We start from the raw sequence: 14,748 nt of genomic DNA on the forward strand, positions 1-14,748 counted from the left end.
GCTAGTCGTTTCGATCCTTGCCCGCGTCGTTGGACGCGGGCTTTTTGTCTGGCGTGACGGCGGCGGGAGTGACGCCTACAGCGACAGGAAGAACAGCATCAGCGGTGGCGACAGCAGCGAGAGGATAAAGCCGCTGACCACGGCGATGGGCACGCAGGCGACACCGCCGTGCTGCTGGATCACCGGCAGGGTGAAGTCCATCGAGGTGGCCCCGCCGTAGCCGATCGCCAGCGGCGTGGCGCGATGGATAAACAGCGGGATCAGCACGAACGCCAGCAGTTCGCGGGCCAGGTCGTTGAAGAAGGCCACCCCGCCCATCAGCGGCCCGAGCTGGTCGCCGATCAGGATGCCTGACAGCGAGTACCAGCCAAAGCCCGAGGCCATCGCCAGCCCCTGATTCCAGGTCAGCCCCAGCAGCGGCGCGGCGAGCAGCCCGGCGAGCAGCGAGCAGGCAGCAACGGTGGCGGCGATCGCCAGGCCGAAGCGGTTGAGCAGGATCTGCTTGAGCGGCATGCCGGAGTTGCGCAGCTGGCAGCCGATCAGCGCCAGCAGCGCATACAGTGCCCACTCGGCGAGCTGTTCGGACCAGGCGTAGGCGGTGTCGCCGACCAGCCAGCCGAGCAGCAGGCCGATCAGCACCCCGCCTATCACCACCCCGACCAGCGCCAGCGAACCGAGCATGGCGGACAGCTTGCTGGTGGGCGCATTGGCGACCACCGGCGAACCGCTGACATTCATCCGCAAACGGCGCGATAGCCACACTAGCCCGATCAGGTTGGTGGCGGCGGTGAAGGCGAACAGCAGGCCGGCCTGGGCGCCCATCCGCGACAGCTGGCTGGCGAGGTTATCGAGTCCGGCCAGGCTCACGCCCATCAGCAGCAGGATCGCGTAGACCGAGAGGTTGACCCCGCGGTTGATCAGCGCCATGGCGCCAGCATGGCGTACCGGCACCAGGTAACCCAGCAACAGAGGGAGGAGAACGATCAGCAGGCCGGTGAACATGGCGTTCCTTGTGAGACGACAGGACGGATGAGCAACAAAAAGGCAGCCAGTACGGCTGCCGGGGGGCTACTTTACGGATTGCCTGGACGCTGGGGAAGCCAATTTCGCTGATGCTGCATTAGTGTGCGGCGGTCTCCAGAGCACTGAGCGTCAGCCGGCTACGGCGTTCGCCATCGCGGTGGTAGTCGACGCCGAGCAGCAATCCCGGCAGCGTGGGATGAAAATCGAACACCAGCTGGCGCTCGGGGGTCTCCGGGTCCCAGGTCTCCACGGTAACGGCGTCGAAGGTGCCGGCGGGGCTCTCCAACTGACCGCGCTCCAGCACCCGATAGCGCAGCGTCTCCTGCTCGCCCTTATGGTCGACGAAGTGCAGCTCGCAGGGAGCCGCCTCCTGCCCTTCGCAGCGGGTTGTCACTGCGCTGCGCCGCGACAGGTCGAACAGCGCCGCCTGGCGGTCGGGAAGCGAACTCAGGTCGCCGCTGCCGAGGCGATAGTCGCCACCGATGCCAAGCAGCGAATAGCCGCTGGAGTAGGCGCTGGGCCGCACGCCATCGGCGTTGACGCGAAAGCGGCTGCGTTCGTTGCCACGAGCCACGGCAATTGCTGCGCGCATATCACTCTGCCACTGTTCGCCGTGCTGGCTCAGGCGATGCTCGACGCTGGCATTGGGCCAGCCGCTGATCTGCAGCTGATAGTGGGCTGTGAACGGCGTGGGCTCGGCGAAGTCCTCGCCATCCGCTGCAACGCAGGGGGCGCTTGCCAATAGCGCGGCGATCAGCAGTACAGGGGGAAAGCGGAGTCTTGACACCTGGGGCTCCCGGGACAATAAGCGACACGCCTGAGAGCCCCGCTAACGGCATCAGGTTCCCGCCGCGAGTCGGGTTGCGCAATCTTTGCGCGATGTCGGCCTCAGCGGCAGTGGCGTTCGGCAAGCTGCTCCAGCTTGAGAGTGAACGTCAGCGGATAGCCGGAGTCGCCGCTCTCCAGACTACGCAGCGACGCTGGCAGCCGCCGCAACGTCTCGGCGACCCGCTGCGGTGCCTGCTCGGCCAGGGCCATCTGCTCGGCATCGAGGTGTCCTCCCTCGACCAGCTTCTCCAGCAGCGGGGTGCCGGGCGGCGGCGCCTCGTCGCGCAGGGCGAGGGTATCGCCGGCCAGTTGCCCTTGTTCATCGTGACATCGGTAGATCTGCTTGCGGCCGGGCAGATTGAGCTTGCCCGGCGAACGCTTGGCGCGGGGTGTGCCGGCATATTCGACCAGCTTGTAGGAGAGATCGATGACCGGTGCATCGGCGGATACCCCCAACTGGGTGCCGACGCCGAACACGTCGATGGGGGCGCCCTGGGCCACCAGCGCGGCGATCTTGTGTTCATCGAGGCCGCTGCTGGCGACGATCTCGACCTGTGAATGGCCGGCGTCATCGAGCAGGCGACGCGATGCCCTGGCCAGCTCGCCCAGGTCGCCGGAGTCGAGGCGGATGGCGCCGATGCGCAGTTCGGGCTCGTCATCGAGCAGCGCGATCAGGCCGCGCACGCCGTCGAGGGTGTCGTAGGTATCCACCAGCAGGGTGGTGCCGGGATACTGCCGCGCAAAGACGCGGAACGCCTCGTGCTCATCGTCGTGGGCGAGAATATAGCTGTGGGCCATGGTGCCGCGTAGCGGCAGGTCGTGGCGCAGCCCGCCGAGGACATTGCTGGTGCCAGCCAGGCCGGCAGTGCGGTAGGCGCGCACCCCGCGCACTGCCGCATCGACGCCGTGCATGCGGCGCATGCCGAAATCGACCACCGGCCGACCCTTAGCGGCCAGCACCAGGCGCACCGCCTTCGACGCCAGCAGGGTCTCGAGCTGCACCAGGTTCATGATCAGGCTCTCGAGCAGTTGGGCCTCGGCGATGGGCGCCTCGACCTCCAGCAGCGGCTGATTGGGGAATACCGGAGTCCCTTCCGGCAGCGCCCAGATATCGCCGCTGAAGTGCCACTCACCGAGCCAGGCGAGGAACTCGGCGTCGAACTGGCCGGTGGCAGCCAGGCACTCGAGGTGATGTGGACGAAAGCGCAGCCGACTGGCCACGGCGGCGGCATGCTGCTGGCCGCAGGCGAGCATGAAACGGCGGCTGGCGGGTAGCTTGCGAAAGTAGAGGCTGAAGGTGGCGCGGGCATGCATGCCCTCCTTCCAGTAGGCCTGCAGCATGGTCAACTGGTAGAGGTCGGTGAGCAGCGCCAGGTCATCGTCGGCGACCTGCAGGAGCGGCCCCGTGTTCATTGACGAACCTCGACCCCGGCACCTTCGAGCTCGGCCAGGCAGTCGTCGGCCGATTCGGGGGCCACCGCAGCGCTCAGCGGCGCCAGCAGCAGGGTGTCGAAGCCGGCCCGACGTGCGTCGAGGGCCGTGGCGCGGACGCAGACGTCCAGCGCCAGGCCGCATATCACCACCCGGGTGATGCCTCGTTCATGCAGATACCCGGCCAGTCCAGTGGCATCGAAGGCCGAGTAGGCGTCGGCGTCGAAGGCGGTGGCCTTGCTGACGCGCAGGGCCTCGCCGGGCAGCGACAGGTCGGGGTGAAAGGCAGCGCCCGGGGTGTCCTGTACACAGTGGGGCGGCCAGGGCCCCCCGCGATGGGAGAAGCTCGCGTGGTCGACCGGGTGCCAGTCGCGGGAGGCGATCACCAGTGCGCCGGCGGCGGCAGCGGCGGCGATTTCGGCGTTGATGCCGGGAACCAGGCCGCGGCCGCCGGTGACGGCGAGGGCGCCGCCCTCGCAGAAGTCATTCTGCATGTCGACCACCAGCAGCGCGTCGCCGGGGCCGTAATCGATGTGCATGGTCATCGCCTACCTCTCCAGAGTGTGGGAGTGGTCGCCCTCAGCGTATCGCCACCGCCCGCTGTGGTGAAGGGGGAGTTTGGCTTAGTCAGTAGCCGGCGCTGCGGTCGATGGTCGGCACCTCACGGCCGGCGCCCCACGCTTCGAGGGTCTCGACAACCTGATCCAGCGCCGCGCCGAGCGGCGTCGGGCCGGCCATATGCGGCGTGATCAACAGCCGCGGGTGACGCCATAGCGGACTGTCGCTGGGCAACGGCTCCTCTGGGAAGGCGTCAAGCAGGGCACTGCGCAGGCGGCCTTGGCCGTTGGGCTCGCCGAGCGCGTCGAGCAGGGCACTCTCATCGATCAAGGTGCCACGGCCGGGATTGATCAGGCTGGCGCCCTCGGGCAGGGTGGCCAGCGTCTTGGCGTTGATCAGGTGGTACGTCTCGGGGGTGTTGGGCAGCAGAGTGATCAGCGTACGTACCTGGCCGAGCAGATCGTAGAGGCCGTCCTCGCCGTGGTGACAGCTGATGCCCTCCAGGGTCTTCGGTGAGCGACTCCAGCCACGGACCGGAAAGCCCGCCGCGGCGATGCGCTCGGCGACATGGCGGCCGATGGCGCCCAGCCCCAGTACTCCCACGGACCAGTCGCGCTTATCGATCACCTGGTGCTCGCGCCACTCGGCGCGATCTTGCTGTTCGCGATAGCGGTCGAAGTCGCGCTGGACATGGAACAGGCCGTAGAGGCAGTAGTCGGCAATCAGCTCGCCCATGCCGGCGTCGCGCAACTTGACGATCGGCGTGTCAGCCGGCAGCCCCGGGTTGCCAAGCAGCGCATCGACGCCGGCACCGAGGTTGATGATACCGCGGGCTTCTGCGTGGCGCTCCAGCAGCTCGGCGGGCGGCTTCCAGACCGCCAGATAGTCGATACTCTCGACCGTCTGATCGCTGGTGAAAACCTCGGCCTGGGGAAGCCGCTCCTGCAGCGCTGCCTGCCAGTCGGCGGCATCGTCGATGTGCACCAGAATACGCATGATGTCTCCTGAGTCGCGGTGTCTGGTATGCATCATCGGCCGGGGCGGGGCATGGAGTAAAGCCGCGAGGTCGGATCGGTCAATAAAGCCTTTGACGGCGGGCTTGGCGATGGTGCTAGTATCGTCGCCAGGATGTTGATGGGGTGCCATCACCCCCCTCCGTTATCGTGCCCGCTGGCAGGGAGCTCTGGCCGCGGCCATGGATTGTCGTGCCGGCTGCGACAGTGAAGCGGGTTCCGACGCAGGTAGTGCAAGCAGGTCAATGCGCAGGCGCGGCCTTTTCCACAGGAGAAGTGCCGATTTTGGTGATTTTCGGTAATGGCGAGTGGCCACATGACTCAGGTAACCCTGCCTTTCACTCGTGAAGAGTATGCCAGCCGCCTATGGAAGGTGCGGGCGGAGATGGCCAATCGCGGCATCGATGTGCTGATCATCAGTGATCCGTCCAATATGGCCTGGCTGACCGGCTATGACGGCTGGTCGTTCTACGTCCACCAGTGCGTGCTACTGGGGCTGGAAGGCGAGCCGGTATGGTACGGTCGGCGCATGGACGCCAATGGGGCGCTGCGCACCTGCTGGATCGACCCGTCCAACATCACCTACTACCCGGATTACTACGTGCAGAATCCGGACATGCACCCCATGGACTACCTGGCCCAGTCGATCATGCCGGACCGCGGCTGGCACCGGGGCGTGGTGGGCATGGAGATGGATAACTACTACTTCTCGGCCAAGGCCTATCAGAGCCTGCTTCGCGAACTGCCCCACGCGCGCTTCATGGACGCCAACGCGCTGGTCAACTGGTGCCGAGCGATCAAGTCGCCCCAGGAGATCGCCTATATGCGGGTGGCGGGCAAGATCGTCGAGGGCATGCATACGCGCATTCTCGAGGTGATCGAGCCGGGCCTGCCCAAGAGCAAGCTGGTCTCGGAGATCTACCGCGTCGGCATCGAGGGCTGGATCGACGAGCATGGCAAGGTTCACGGCGGCGACTACCCCGCCATCGTGCCGATGCTGCCCACCGGCAAGGATGCCGCCGCGCCGCACCTGACCTGGGATGACACGCCCTTCCGCGAGGGTGAAGGCACCTTTTTCGAAATCGCCGGCGTGTTCAAGCGCTACCATGCGCCGATGTCGCGCACCGTATTCCTCGGCAAGCCGCCCAGGGACTTCGTGCGCGCCGAGTCGGCGCTGCTCGAGGGCATCGAGAACGGCCTGGCGGTAGCCAAGCCCGGCAACCGCACCGCGGATATCGCCATGGCGCTGGGCGCTGCGATGGACAAGTACGGTTTCGACCGCGGCGGCGCGCGCTGTGGCTACCCGATCGGCATCTCCTACCCGCCGGACTGGGGCGAGCGCACCATGAGTCTGCGCCCCTCCGACGAGACCATCCTCCAGCCAGGCATGACCTTTCACTTCATGCCCGGCCTGTGGGAGGACGAGTGGGGCCTGGAGATCACCGAGAGTATCCTGATCACCGAGACCGGCTGCGAAACCCTGGCCGATTTCCCGCGCCAGCTATTTGTGCGGTGATCTCTCGATACCACCAACCAAGGGGCGCTGGGGGCAAGCCGAAGAGGAGGTTTTTTGCCAGGGAAGGCAAAAGTAGCGTACAGGGAGGTATTCACAGCGCCTCCTCGTAGGCTTGCCCCCAGGGTAGCCCCGCGATCCAGGCATACCGCCAGAATAGCCCGAGTGGCACCGGAGCCATGATGCCCATGCCACTTGAGAACAAGGAGTTCCACCATATGACCAAGCGCCCCAGCCCGATCAGCGCCACCGTCGACTTCGACGCCGACGGCGTCCAGCACGGTTTTCTCAAGCTGCCGATCTCGGTGGATGACTCCGCCTGGGGAGCGGTGATGATCCCCGTCACCGTGGTCAAGAACGGCGACGGCCCCACGGCGCTGCTCACCGGCGGCAACCACGGCGATGAGTACGAGGGCATTACCTCGCTGCTCAAGCTTTCCAGCAGCCTGCGCGCCGAAGACGTGTCGGGTCGGGTGATCATCGTGCCGTGCATGAACACCCCGGCGGTGATGGCCGGCAAGCGCACCTCCGGGCTCGACGGCGGCAATCTCAATCGCAGCTTCCCCGGCGACCCCGACGGCAGCGTCACCGAAAAGATCGCCGACTACTTCACCCGGGTAATGACACCGATGTGTGACGTGGTACTCGACCTGCACTCTGGCGGCCGCACCCTGGATATCATCCCCTTCGGCGCCTCCCACGTGCTCGACGACCCCGAGCAGCAGCGCCAGGCGCTGGCAGGCGCCAAGGCCTTCGGTGCGCCCTACGCCATGATGATGTTCGAGCTCGACGCCGCGGCGCTGTTCGATACCGCCGTCGAGCGCCAGGGCAAGATATTCGTTGCCACCGAACTCGGCGGCGGTGGCACCTCCACCCCACAGAGCATGGCGATCACCGAGCGCGGCGTGCGCAATTTCCTGATCCACTACGGCCTGCTGTCGGGTGAGGTGGAGAAGCCCGCCGAGCCGCAGATCTACCTCGATATGCCCGACGCCAGCTGCTACGTGCAGAGTCAGCACTCAGGCGTGCTGGAGCTCTGTTTTGCGCTGGGCGAACCGGTCGAGAAGGGCGAGGTGGTGGCGCGGGTCTATGACATGACCCGCAGCGGTAGCGCGCCGGTGGAGTACCACGCCAGCCGTAGCGGCATACTGGCGGCGCGGCGCCATCCAGCACTGGTCAACATGGGTGATACCATTGCGGTGATCGCCGACGTTGTCGACTCACTCGGCTAAGGCACCCACTCCAACCTGGAAGGCGCATGAAGCTCGATCGCTATGATCTGAAGATCCTCGAGATCCTGGCCAACGATGGCCGCATCACCAAGTCGAAGTTGGCCGAGGCCATCAACCTCTCGGTTAGCCCCTGCTGGGAGCGGGTGCGGCGCCTCGAGAAGGCCGGCATCATCGACGGCTATTCGGCGCGCATCAACGCCAGCGTGCTGGTCAAGCGCACCCCGGTGTGGGTGCAGGTCGAGCTCAAGGCCCACAACGCCGAGAGTTTCCAGCGCTTCGAGGCGCTGGTCCATGCCACCCCCGAGGTTACCGAGTGCGTGGCAGTGGGTGGCGGTGTCGACTACCTGCTCAAGGTCGAGGCCGAATCCATCGACGCCTATCAACGCCTGATTGACGCCTGGCTGGTCTCTGAGGTCGGTATCGAGCGCTATTTCACTTACATCGTTACCAAGACGGTCAAGCAACAAGCCCCGCCAATTCAACTGGATAGCCGCTGAAACGCGGCGCTCACCCGACCCTCCCCGCGCATGAACCGCGAATCTAGGCGCTCGTCAAGCCGTTAACGATGGTTACACGGCTACTGAATTTGGCATAAGCTGATTCAGGTAAGCGAGTGTGGCGATATCGCCTTGCAGGGGCCTGGCCCCCACGATGTCATTAATTTCCGGGCGTTCGCCATTCGAGAGGAAGGATATGTCTTATTTTACGATTGCCGGGGTTCAGCTACATGCCCTGCACCACGGTGACAACACCGATGCCATGCGACACCGTATCAATCTGCTGATGGCACGCTTTCCCAATGTGCAGATGGTGCTGTTCAGCGAACTGGTCGCCAACGGGGCCTCCCCCCATAACGCCGAGCCGCTACCCAGCAATATGGAGGCGATGTTCTGTCAGCTGGCCGAGGAGCACCGCATCTGGCTGATCCCCGGCTCGATGTTCGAGCGTGAGGGCGACAAGATCTACAACACCCTTAGCGTGATCAACCCGCAGGGCCAGATCGTGGCGCGCTTCCGCAAGCTGTTTCCGTTCCGTCCTTTCGAGGAGGGTGTCGAAGGCGGCAGCGAGTTCGTGGTCTTCGATGTCCCCGAAGTGGGGCGCTTCGGGGTCTCGATCTGCTACGACATGTGGTTCCCCGAGACCACCCGTACGCTGGCGGCGATGGGCGCCGAGGTCATTCTGCACCCGACCATGACCGACACCATCGATCGCGATATCGAGCTCTCCATTGCGCGCACCAACGCGGCGATTAATCAGTGCTACTTCTTCGATATCAACGGTGCCGGTGCCATGGGCAACGGCCGCTCGATCGTGGTTGGGCCGGCCGGCGACGTGATTCATCAGGCCGGTATCGGCGAAGAGATCATTCCGCTGGAGATCGACCTCAATCGGGTGCGCCGAGAGCGCGAAGTCGGCCTGCGCGGGCTCGGTCAGCCGCTCAAGAGCTTCCGCGACCGCAGCGTCGATTTTGGCGTCTACCGCACCGAAAATGCGCCGACACCTTTTCTCGACACCCTGGGGCCGCTGGTCAAGCCGAGCCGCCCCGGCAGCGGCCACCACGAGATCTGATCGCGCCGCAGGCGCAGGAGGGAAACCGCTAGATGCTAGCCGACATCATCCGCCAGCTGCGCCAATGGTTCATGTCACTGTCCGCTCAGAGAGATGGACGTCAGGACTCGCCGTCGGCTGCGACGGAGCCATCATCGCCCACCCAAGAGGCTCGTCACCTCCAAGGAGCAAGAGAAATGAACAAGATCACAAGCATTTCCGATGTTCGTCGCTATTTTCACAACAACAAGACGCCGATCTACTTCATTTCGGCGACCAACTTCAATCTGCTGGGCATCGGCGACTGGGTCGGGAATTTTCGGCATATCAACTACATCGACTGCTTCGATGGGCGCCAGAAGAATGTCTTCGTACCCAAGCAGAAGTTTCCCCGCGATTTCGAGAGCATCGAGGACATCAACAACTACCTGCTCGAGCACAAGGAGGTCATCGACTTCCTCAAGACGCGCGGCAGCGAGGGCATCGCGACCTTCCTGATGTTCGACGAGCACACCGAAGAGGTGTGTCAGCAGCTCGGCCTCAAGGTGGTGTTTCCACCGGCGGCGCTGCGCTCGCGGATGGACAACAAGATCGAGACGGTGCGCATCGGCAACAAGGTGGGCGTGCCCAGCGTCCCCAACGTGCTGGCCAAGGTCGACAGCTATGCGCACCTGCAGGAGGTCAGCGCCGAGCTGGGCACCCAGGACCTGGTGATCCAGTCCGCCTACGGTGACTCCGGGCACACCACCTTCTTCGTCTCCAACGAAGATGAGTACTACAAGTACGCCGAGGAGATCGAGGCCGAGCCCGAGGTCAAGATCATGAAGCGTATCAACTGCCGCGGCTCGGCCATCGAGGCCTGCACCACCCGCTGCGGCACCGTCGTCGGCCCGCTGATGACCGAGCTGGTGGGCTTCAAGACCCTGACCCCCTACAAGGGTGGCTGGTGCGGCAATGAGATGTTCGCCGGCGCCTTCAGCCAGGAGGTGCGTGACAAGGCCCGCGAATACACCTTCAAGTTTGGCGAGGCGCTGCGCGAAGAGGGCTATCGCGGCTACTTCGAGCTCGACTTCTTGATCGACATGGACACCGAGGAGGTCTATCTCGGCGAGCTCAACCCGCGGGTCACCGGCGCCAGCTCGCTGACCAACGTGGCGGCCTTCGCCCACTCCGACGTGCCGCTGTTCCTGTTTCATCTGCTGGAGTTCTCCGACGTCGATTTCGACATCGACATCGCCGAGATCAACGAACGCTGGGCGCATCCCGACAGCATCGACAGCTGGAGCCAACTGGTCATCAAGCACACCGATGAGAGCATCGACCTGCTCACCCAGGCGCCCCAGTCCGGGGTCTGGAAGATGGCCGCCGACGGCAGCATCGACTATGACCACTACAGCTATCACCCCCACGCCGCGGAGAGCGAGGAGGAAGCCTTCTTCGTGCGCATCAGTGGCGTCGGTGACTTCCGCTACGAGGGCGCCGATCTGGGCATCCTGATCACCCGCGGCCGGCTGATGGACGACGACTTCCAGCTCAACGAGCGCGCCAAGGCGTGGATCGGTGCCATTCGCGGGCAGTTTGCCGGCCAGGCGGTGCAGGATCCGGTGGTCGAGGAAGTCGCCGTCAGTCATGCCATCGGCGGTGGCAACTTCAAGATTCTGTAGGGGCTATGAACAAGCAGCTGGAATTTCGCAGCGTCGCGGAAGCGCAGCCGGGCAGCAAATGGCAGGCACTGTTCCAGCACCACTGGCCTGCCTATGAGCGCTGGTACCTGTCGGAGACGGAGCGTGAGCGCCCCGGCTACCTGGCCTGCTACAACGCGCTCAGGCGGCATATGCCGGAGCTTTTGCCGACCTATGAGCGGCTGTGTGAGCTGTCCGGTGGCGGTGATCTGGCCTCGCGTATGCTCAGCCTCTACCGGCCGCCGGCCTATATCACCGGCTGCTCCCAGGCGGTGCTGGTCAATGCCCATGCCAATCTGCTGGTGCGCAACTACGACTATCCGCCGGAGCTGTGCGAAGGCACGATTCTTTCCACCTGCTGGAATGGCCGCCGGGTGATCGCCATGAGCGACTGCCTGTGGGGGGTGCTCGATGGCATCAATGAGCAGGGGCTGACGGTATCGCTGGCGTTTGGGGGGCGCACCGTGGTCGGCGACGGCTTCGGCGCGCCGATCATCCTGCGCTATATCCTCGAGTTCTGCGAAACTACCCCCGAGGCGGTCGAGGTACTGGCACGGGTACCCACCCACATGGCCTACAACATCACCGTCAGCGATGCCCGCGGCCGCTACGTCACGGCGATGATCTCGCCGGACCGTCCGGCCTCGATACGCCGCGTGCCGGTGGCGACTAATCACCAGAAGAAGATCGAATGGTACGCCCACGCGCTGGCCTCGGAGACGCTGATCCGCGAACGGCAGCTGTCGATACTGGTCGGCGACGAGACCACTACCGAGCAACGCCTGGTGTCGGCGTTCTTCGCACCACCGCTGTTTCGCCGCGACTATCGACGCGGCCTGGGGACCATCTACACCGCGGTCTATCACCCCCTGGAAGGGCGGGCCAGCTTCTTCTGGCCTGGCGCCAGCCTGGCGCTCTCCTTCGACGACCCGCGGGAGCAGCAGTTGACGATCCACTACGGCAGCCGGGCGACGAGCACGGCTGAGAGCAACAGGACGGGACACTATAATGAGTGAGTTGACCGAGTCGGAAACGCCGTACACGGCGCTGGGCTTCTACCACAAGATCTCGCAGCTTCGCGCTGACACCTGGAATGCTCTCAAACGCGATCTGGGCAAGCTGGTGCGCGTCAGCGATAGCAGCCAGGCGCGTAACCTGATCAAGGCGGTCGACGTCAAGCTGACCCGTCTGGAGATCATCGAGGACTACCACGCCTTCCCCTCCAAGGAGGACTTTCGGCATCTCTGGTCGCTGTTCGACCGCGAGGAGTACTCGCTGCTGGAGAAGGTGGTCAAGCGCCTGGTGCGGGCGCTGATCAGCGAGTCATATCGCCGCCGCAACGTCGATCTCAGCGAGTCCGATGCCGGCGCCGAGGACCTCGAAGCGCTCGACGCCCTGGCCCAGCTGCGCCGCGGCCACCCGGCCTCCAACAGCTCGTCGCAGCCCTACTTCGAGCTGCTGATCGTCGACGCCATGTCGGTGCAGGAGGAGGAGGTGGTGCGCGAAGCCTTCCATAACCTGCGCCGCCCCGAGGATCGCTTCGTCTACGATGTGGTCACGGTTCGCAGCTTCGAGGATGCGCTGATCGCGATCCTGGTCAATCCCAATATCCAGGCCTGCCTGATTCGCTACGAGTTTCCCTACAAGTCGAAGTACAACCTGAGTGCGTTGCGTAACTACCTGGAGGGACTCTCGGAGAGCGAGCTGGAGAGCAAATCCGAGGCCGAGCGCAGCATCCTGCTCAGCTCGATGATTCGTGAAATCCGTCCGGAGATCGACCAGTTCCTGGTCACCAGCGGCGACGTCGAGGCCACCGCCAGCCAGGATATCCGCCACTTCAACCGGATCTTCTACCGCGAGACCGACTACATCGAGCAGCACCACACCATCCTGCGTGCCATCGATGACCGCTACCGCACGCCGTTCTTCGATGCCCTGCGCGAGTACAGCAAGAAGCCCACCGGGGTCTTCCACGCCATGCCCATCTCGCGGGGCAAGTCGGTGACCCGCTCCCACTGGGCGGGGCATATGATCGACTTCTACGGCATCAATATCTTCCTCGCCGAGACCTCGGCGACCTCCGGCGGCCTCGACTCGCTGCTGCAGCCCTACGGGCCGATCAAGAAGGCCCAGGAGTACGCCGCCCGCGCCTTCGGCTCGCGGCAGAGCTTCTTCGTGACCAACGGCACCTCCACCGCCAACAAGATCGTGGTCCAGGCGCTGGTCAAGCCCCGCGACATCGTGCTGATCGACCGCGACTGCCATAAGTCGCACCACTACGGCATGGTGCTGGCCGGCGCCCACGTCGCCTACCTCGACTCCTACCCGCTCAACGACTACTCGATGTATGGCGCGGTGCCGCTCAAGGAGATCAAGAAGACGCTGCTGGCCCTCAAGCGTTCCGGCCAGCTGCATAAGGTCAAGATGCTGCTGCTGACCAACTGCACCTTCGATGGGGTGGTCTACAACGTGCGCCGGGTGATGGAGGAGTGCCTGGCGATCAAGCCCGACCTGGTGTTCCTGTGGGACGAGGCGTGGTTCGCCTTTGCCACCTTCAACCCCACCTACCGGCCGCGTACCGCCATGCATGCGGCGCGCACCCTGCTCGACCGCTATCGCAGCGATGCCTACCGCGAGGAGTACGCCGCCTGGAAGGCCGAGTTCGATCAGTGCGACCCGGAGGATGACGCTACCTGGCTCGAGCAGCGCCTGATGCCCGATCCGGATCAGGTGCGGGTGCGCGCCTACGCCACCCACTCGACCCACAAGACGCTGACCTCGCTGCGCCAGGGCTCGATGATTCACGTTCACGACCAGGACTTCCGCCAGAAGGTCGAGGGGCCCTTCCACGAGGCCTATATGACCCATACCTCGACCTCGCCCAACTACCAGATCGTGGCGTCGCTGGACGTGGGGCGGATGCAGGCCGAGATGGAGGGCTTCGAGCTGGTGCATGCCCAGGTCGAGGCGGCGCTGTCGCTGCGCGAGCAGCTGTATACCAATCCGCTGCTGCTGAAGTACTTCCAGGTGCTTAAGAACAGCGACATGATTCCGCTGGAGTACCGCCAGTCCGGCGTCGATACCTTCTACGACCCCAGCACCGGCTGGAACAAGATGGAGGAGGCGTGGGCCCACGACGAGTTCGTTGTCGACCCGAGTCGCGTGACCATGGCGATCGGCAAGACCGGGATCGACGGCGATACCTTCAAGAACGAATACCTGATGAACAAGTACGGTATTCAGATCAACAAGACCTCGCGCAATACCGTGCTGTTCATGACCAATATCGGCACCACGCGCGGCTCTATCGCCTACCTGCTCGATGTGCTGATCAAGATGGCCAAGTCCTTCGACCGGCGCTGGGAGGATAGCAGCCGGCCCGAGCGCAAGATCATCGAGCACCAGATCAAGTCGCTGACCCAGGACCTGCCGCCGCTGCCCGATTTCAGCCGCTTCCACGACGCCTTCCGGCCGCTGACCGAGAGCCCAGAGGGGGATATTCGACGTGCCTACTTCCTCAGCTACGATGAGGAGAACACCGAGTATCTGCGTTTCGACAACGGCGCGCTGCAGGCCGAGATGCAGGCGGGGCGCGATGTGGTGTCGGCGAGCTTCGTGATTCCCTATCCGCCGGGCTTTCCAGTGCTGGTGCCGGGGCAGGTGATCAGCGCCGGGATCCTGCGCTTCCTGCAGGCCCTCGACGTCACCGAGATCCACGGCTATCGCCCCGAACTCGGTCTGATCGTGTTCACGGAAGAAGCCCTGAAAGACACCGAGCAGGGCGCCGACTGACAGAAAATTCTGCCCCTTCCCGCGGTGAGACAAAAAAAACCGCATCCTCCGGCGGCGGCGAACAAAAAGTCTCGCCGCCGCAGCGGCGTTACCCTGTAGGCATACAGCGAGCGGCTCCGGCCGCTCGC

At 64.5% G+C, this 14,748-nt stretch carries 12 protein-coding genes; 7 read left to right on the forward strand and 5 right to left on the reverse strand.

Features of this window, described 5'->3' with window-relative positions; translation table 11 throughout:
* Positions 1-75: 75 nt before the first annotated feature.
* From IEI94_RS07350 to IEI94_RS07370, 5 genes are all read right to left on the reverse strand, one after another.
* Positions 76-1,002, reverse strand: a complete 927-nt coding sequence (locus IEI94_RS07350) for a lysine exporter LysO family protein (RefSeq protein WP_191166666.1) — start codon at positions 1,000-1,002, stop codon at positions 76-78.
* 118 nt (positions 1,003-1,120) lie between these two features.
* Positions 1,121-1,810, reverse strand: a complete 690-nt coding sequence (locus IEI94_RS07355) for a hypothetical protein (protein WP_318153373.1) — start codon at positions 1,808-1,810, stop codon at positions 1,121-1,123.
* 101 nt (positions 1,811-1,911) lie between these two features.
* Positions 1,912-3,264 (reverse strand): nicotinate phosphoribosyltransferase, encoded by a 1,353-nt coding sequence (locus IEI94_RS07360; RefSeq protein WP_191166668.1) that lies wholly within the window; start codon positions 3,262-3,264, stop codon positions 1,912-1,914.
* Complete coding sequence (locus IEI94_RS07365; protein WP_224749990.1) at positions 3,261-3,827, reverse strand: isochorismatase family protein; 567 nt, start codon at positions 3,825-3,827, stop codon at positions 3,261-3,263. The genes IEI94_RS07360 and IEI94_RS07365 overlap by 4 nt, the downstream gene beginning before the upstream one ends.
* Before the next feature lie 82 nt (positions 3,828-3,909).
* On the reverse strand, positions 3,910-4,836 hold the full coding sequence (locus tag IEI94_RS07370; protein ID WP_191166669.1) for a 2-hydroxyacid dehydrogenase: 927 nt from the start codon (positions 4,834-4,836) through the stop codon (positions 3,910-3,912).
* A 333-nt stretch (positions 4,837-5,169) separates the two neighbouring features.
* Here IEI94_RS07370 and doeA point away from each other — a divergent pair, with 333 nt between their 5' ends.
* The 7 genes from doeA to IEI94_RS07405 all read left to right on the forward strand — a co-directional run bounded on the left by doeA (position 5,170) and on the right by IEI94_RS07405 (position 14,620).
* The gene (doeA, locus tag IEI94_RS07375; RefSeq protein ID WP_191166670.1) at positions 5,170-6,369 is read left to right on the forward strand and encodes an ectoine hydrolase DoeA; all 1,200 of its coding nucleotides are present in this window, start codon (positions 5,170-5,172) and stop codon (positions 6,367-6,369) included.
* A gap of 215 nt (positions 6,370-6,584) precedes the next feature.
* Positions 6,585-7,598 carry a N(2)-acetyl-L-2,4-diaminobutanoate deacetylase DoeB gene (gene doeB, locus IEI94_RS07380; RefSeq protein ID WP_191166671.1) on the forward strand — a complete coding sequence of 338 codons (1,014 nt, stop codon included), beginning with the start codon at positions 6,585-6,587 and terminating at the stop codon, positions 7,596-7,598.
* Positions 7,599-7,624: 26 nt separating this feature from the next.
* A complete protein-coding gene (locus tag IEI94_RS07385; protein ID WP_191166672.1) occupies positions 7,625-8,095 on the forward strand; it encodes an Lrp/AsnC family transcriptional regulator in 471 nt (156 codons plus the stop codon).
* 196 nt (positions 8,096-8,291) lie between these two features.
* Positions 8,292-9,167 (forward strand): carbon-nitrogen hydrolase family protein, encoded by an 876-nt coding sequence (locus IEI94_RS07390; RefSeq protein WP_191166673.1) that lies wholly within the window; start codon positions 8,292-8,294, stop codon positions 9,165-9,167.
* A gap of 176 nt (positions 9,168-9,343) precedes the next feature.
* Positions 9,344-10,810 carry a biotin carboxylase gene (locus tag IEI94_RS07395; RefSeq protein ID WP_191166674.1) on the forward strand — a complete coding sequence of 489 codons (1,467 nt, stop codon included), beginning with the start codon at positions 9,344-9,346 and terminating at the stop codon, positions 10,808-10,810.
* 5 nt (positions 10,811-10,815) lie between these two features.
* Positions 10,816-11,844, forward strand: coding sequence for a C45 family autoproteolytic acyltransferase/hydolase (locus IEI94_RS07400; RefSeq protein ID WP_191166675.1), 1,029 nt, complete (start codon positions 10,816-10,818; stop codon positions 11,842-11,844).
* A complete protein-coding gene (locus IEI94_RS07405) occupies positions 11,837-14,620 on the forward strand; it encodes an aminotransferase class I/II-fold pyridoxal phosphate-dependent enzyme (protein WP_191166676.1) in 2,784 nt (927 codons plus the stop codon). Before IEI94_RS07400 ends, IEI94_RS07405 begins: the two co-directional genes overlap by 8 nt.
* The last annotated feature ends 128 nt before the right edge of the window (positions 14,621-14,748 follow it).

The organism is Halomonas sp. ML-15 (assembly GCF_014779595.1).
In the GTDB taxonomy this organism is placed as follows: Bacteria; Pseudomonadota; Gammaproteobacteria; order Pseudomonadales; family Halomonadaceae; genus Franzmannia.

Coding starts and splice junctions, on each gene's coding strand:
- doeA (WP_191166670.1), top strand. CDS start 5,170: ATGACTCAGGTAACCCTGCCTTTCACTCGTGAAGAGTATGCCAGCCGC.
- IEI94_RS07395 (WP_191166674.1), top strand. CDS start 9,344: ATGAACAAGATCACAAGCATTTCCGATGTTCGTCGCTATTTTCACAAC.
- IEI94_RS07400 (WP_191166675.1), top strand. CDS start 10,816: ATGAACAAGCAGCTGGAATTTCGCAGCGTCGCGGAAGCGCAGCCGGGC.
- doeB (WP_191166671.1), top strand. CDS start 6,585: ATGACCAAGCGCCCCAGCCCGATCAGCGCCACCGTCGACTTCGACGCC.
- IEI94_RS07360 (WP_191166668.1), bottom strand. CDS start 3,264: ATGAACACGGGGCCGCTCCTGCAGGTCGCCGACGATGACCTGGCGCTG.
- IEI94_RS07405 (WP_191166676.1), top strand. CDS start 11,837: ATGAGTGAGTTGACCGAGTCGGAAACGCCGTACACGGCGCTGGGCTTC.
- IEI94_RS07350 (WP_191166666.1), bottom strand. CDS start 1,002: ATGTTCACCGGCCTGCTGATCGTTCTCCTCCCTCTGTTGCTGGGTTAC.
- IEI94_RS07390 (WP_191166673.1), top strand. CDS start 8,292: ATGTCTTATTTTACGATTGCCGGGGTTCAGCTACATGCCCTGCACCAC.
- IEI94_RS07370 (WP_191166669.1), bottom strand. CDS start 4,836: ATGCGTATTCTGGTGCACATCGACGATGCCGCCGACTGGCAGGCAGCG.
- IEI94_RS07385 (WP_191166672.1), top strand. CDS start 7,625: ATGAAGCTCGATCGCTATGATCTGAAGATCCTCGAGATCCTGGCCAAC.
- IEI94_RS07365 (WP_224749990.1), bottom strand. CDS start 3,827: ATGACCATGCACATCGATTACGGCCCCGGCGACGCGCTGCTGGTGGTC.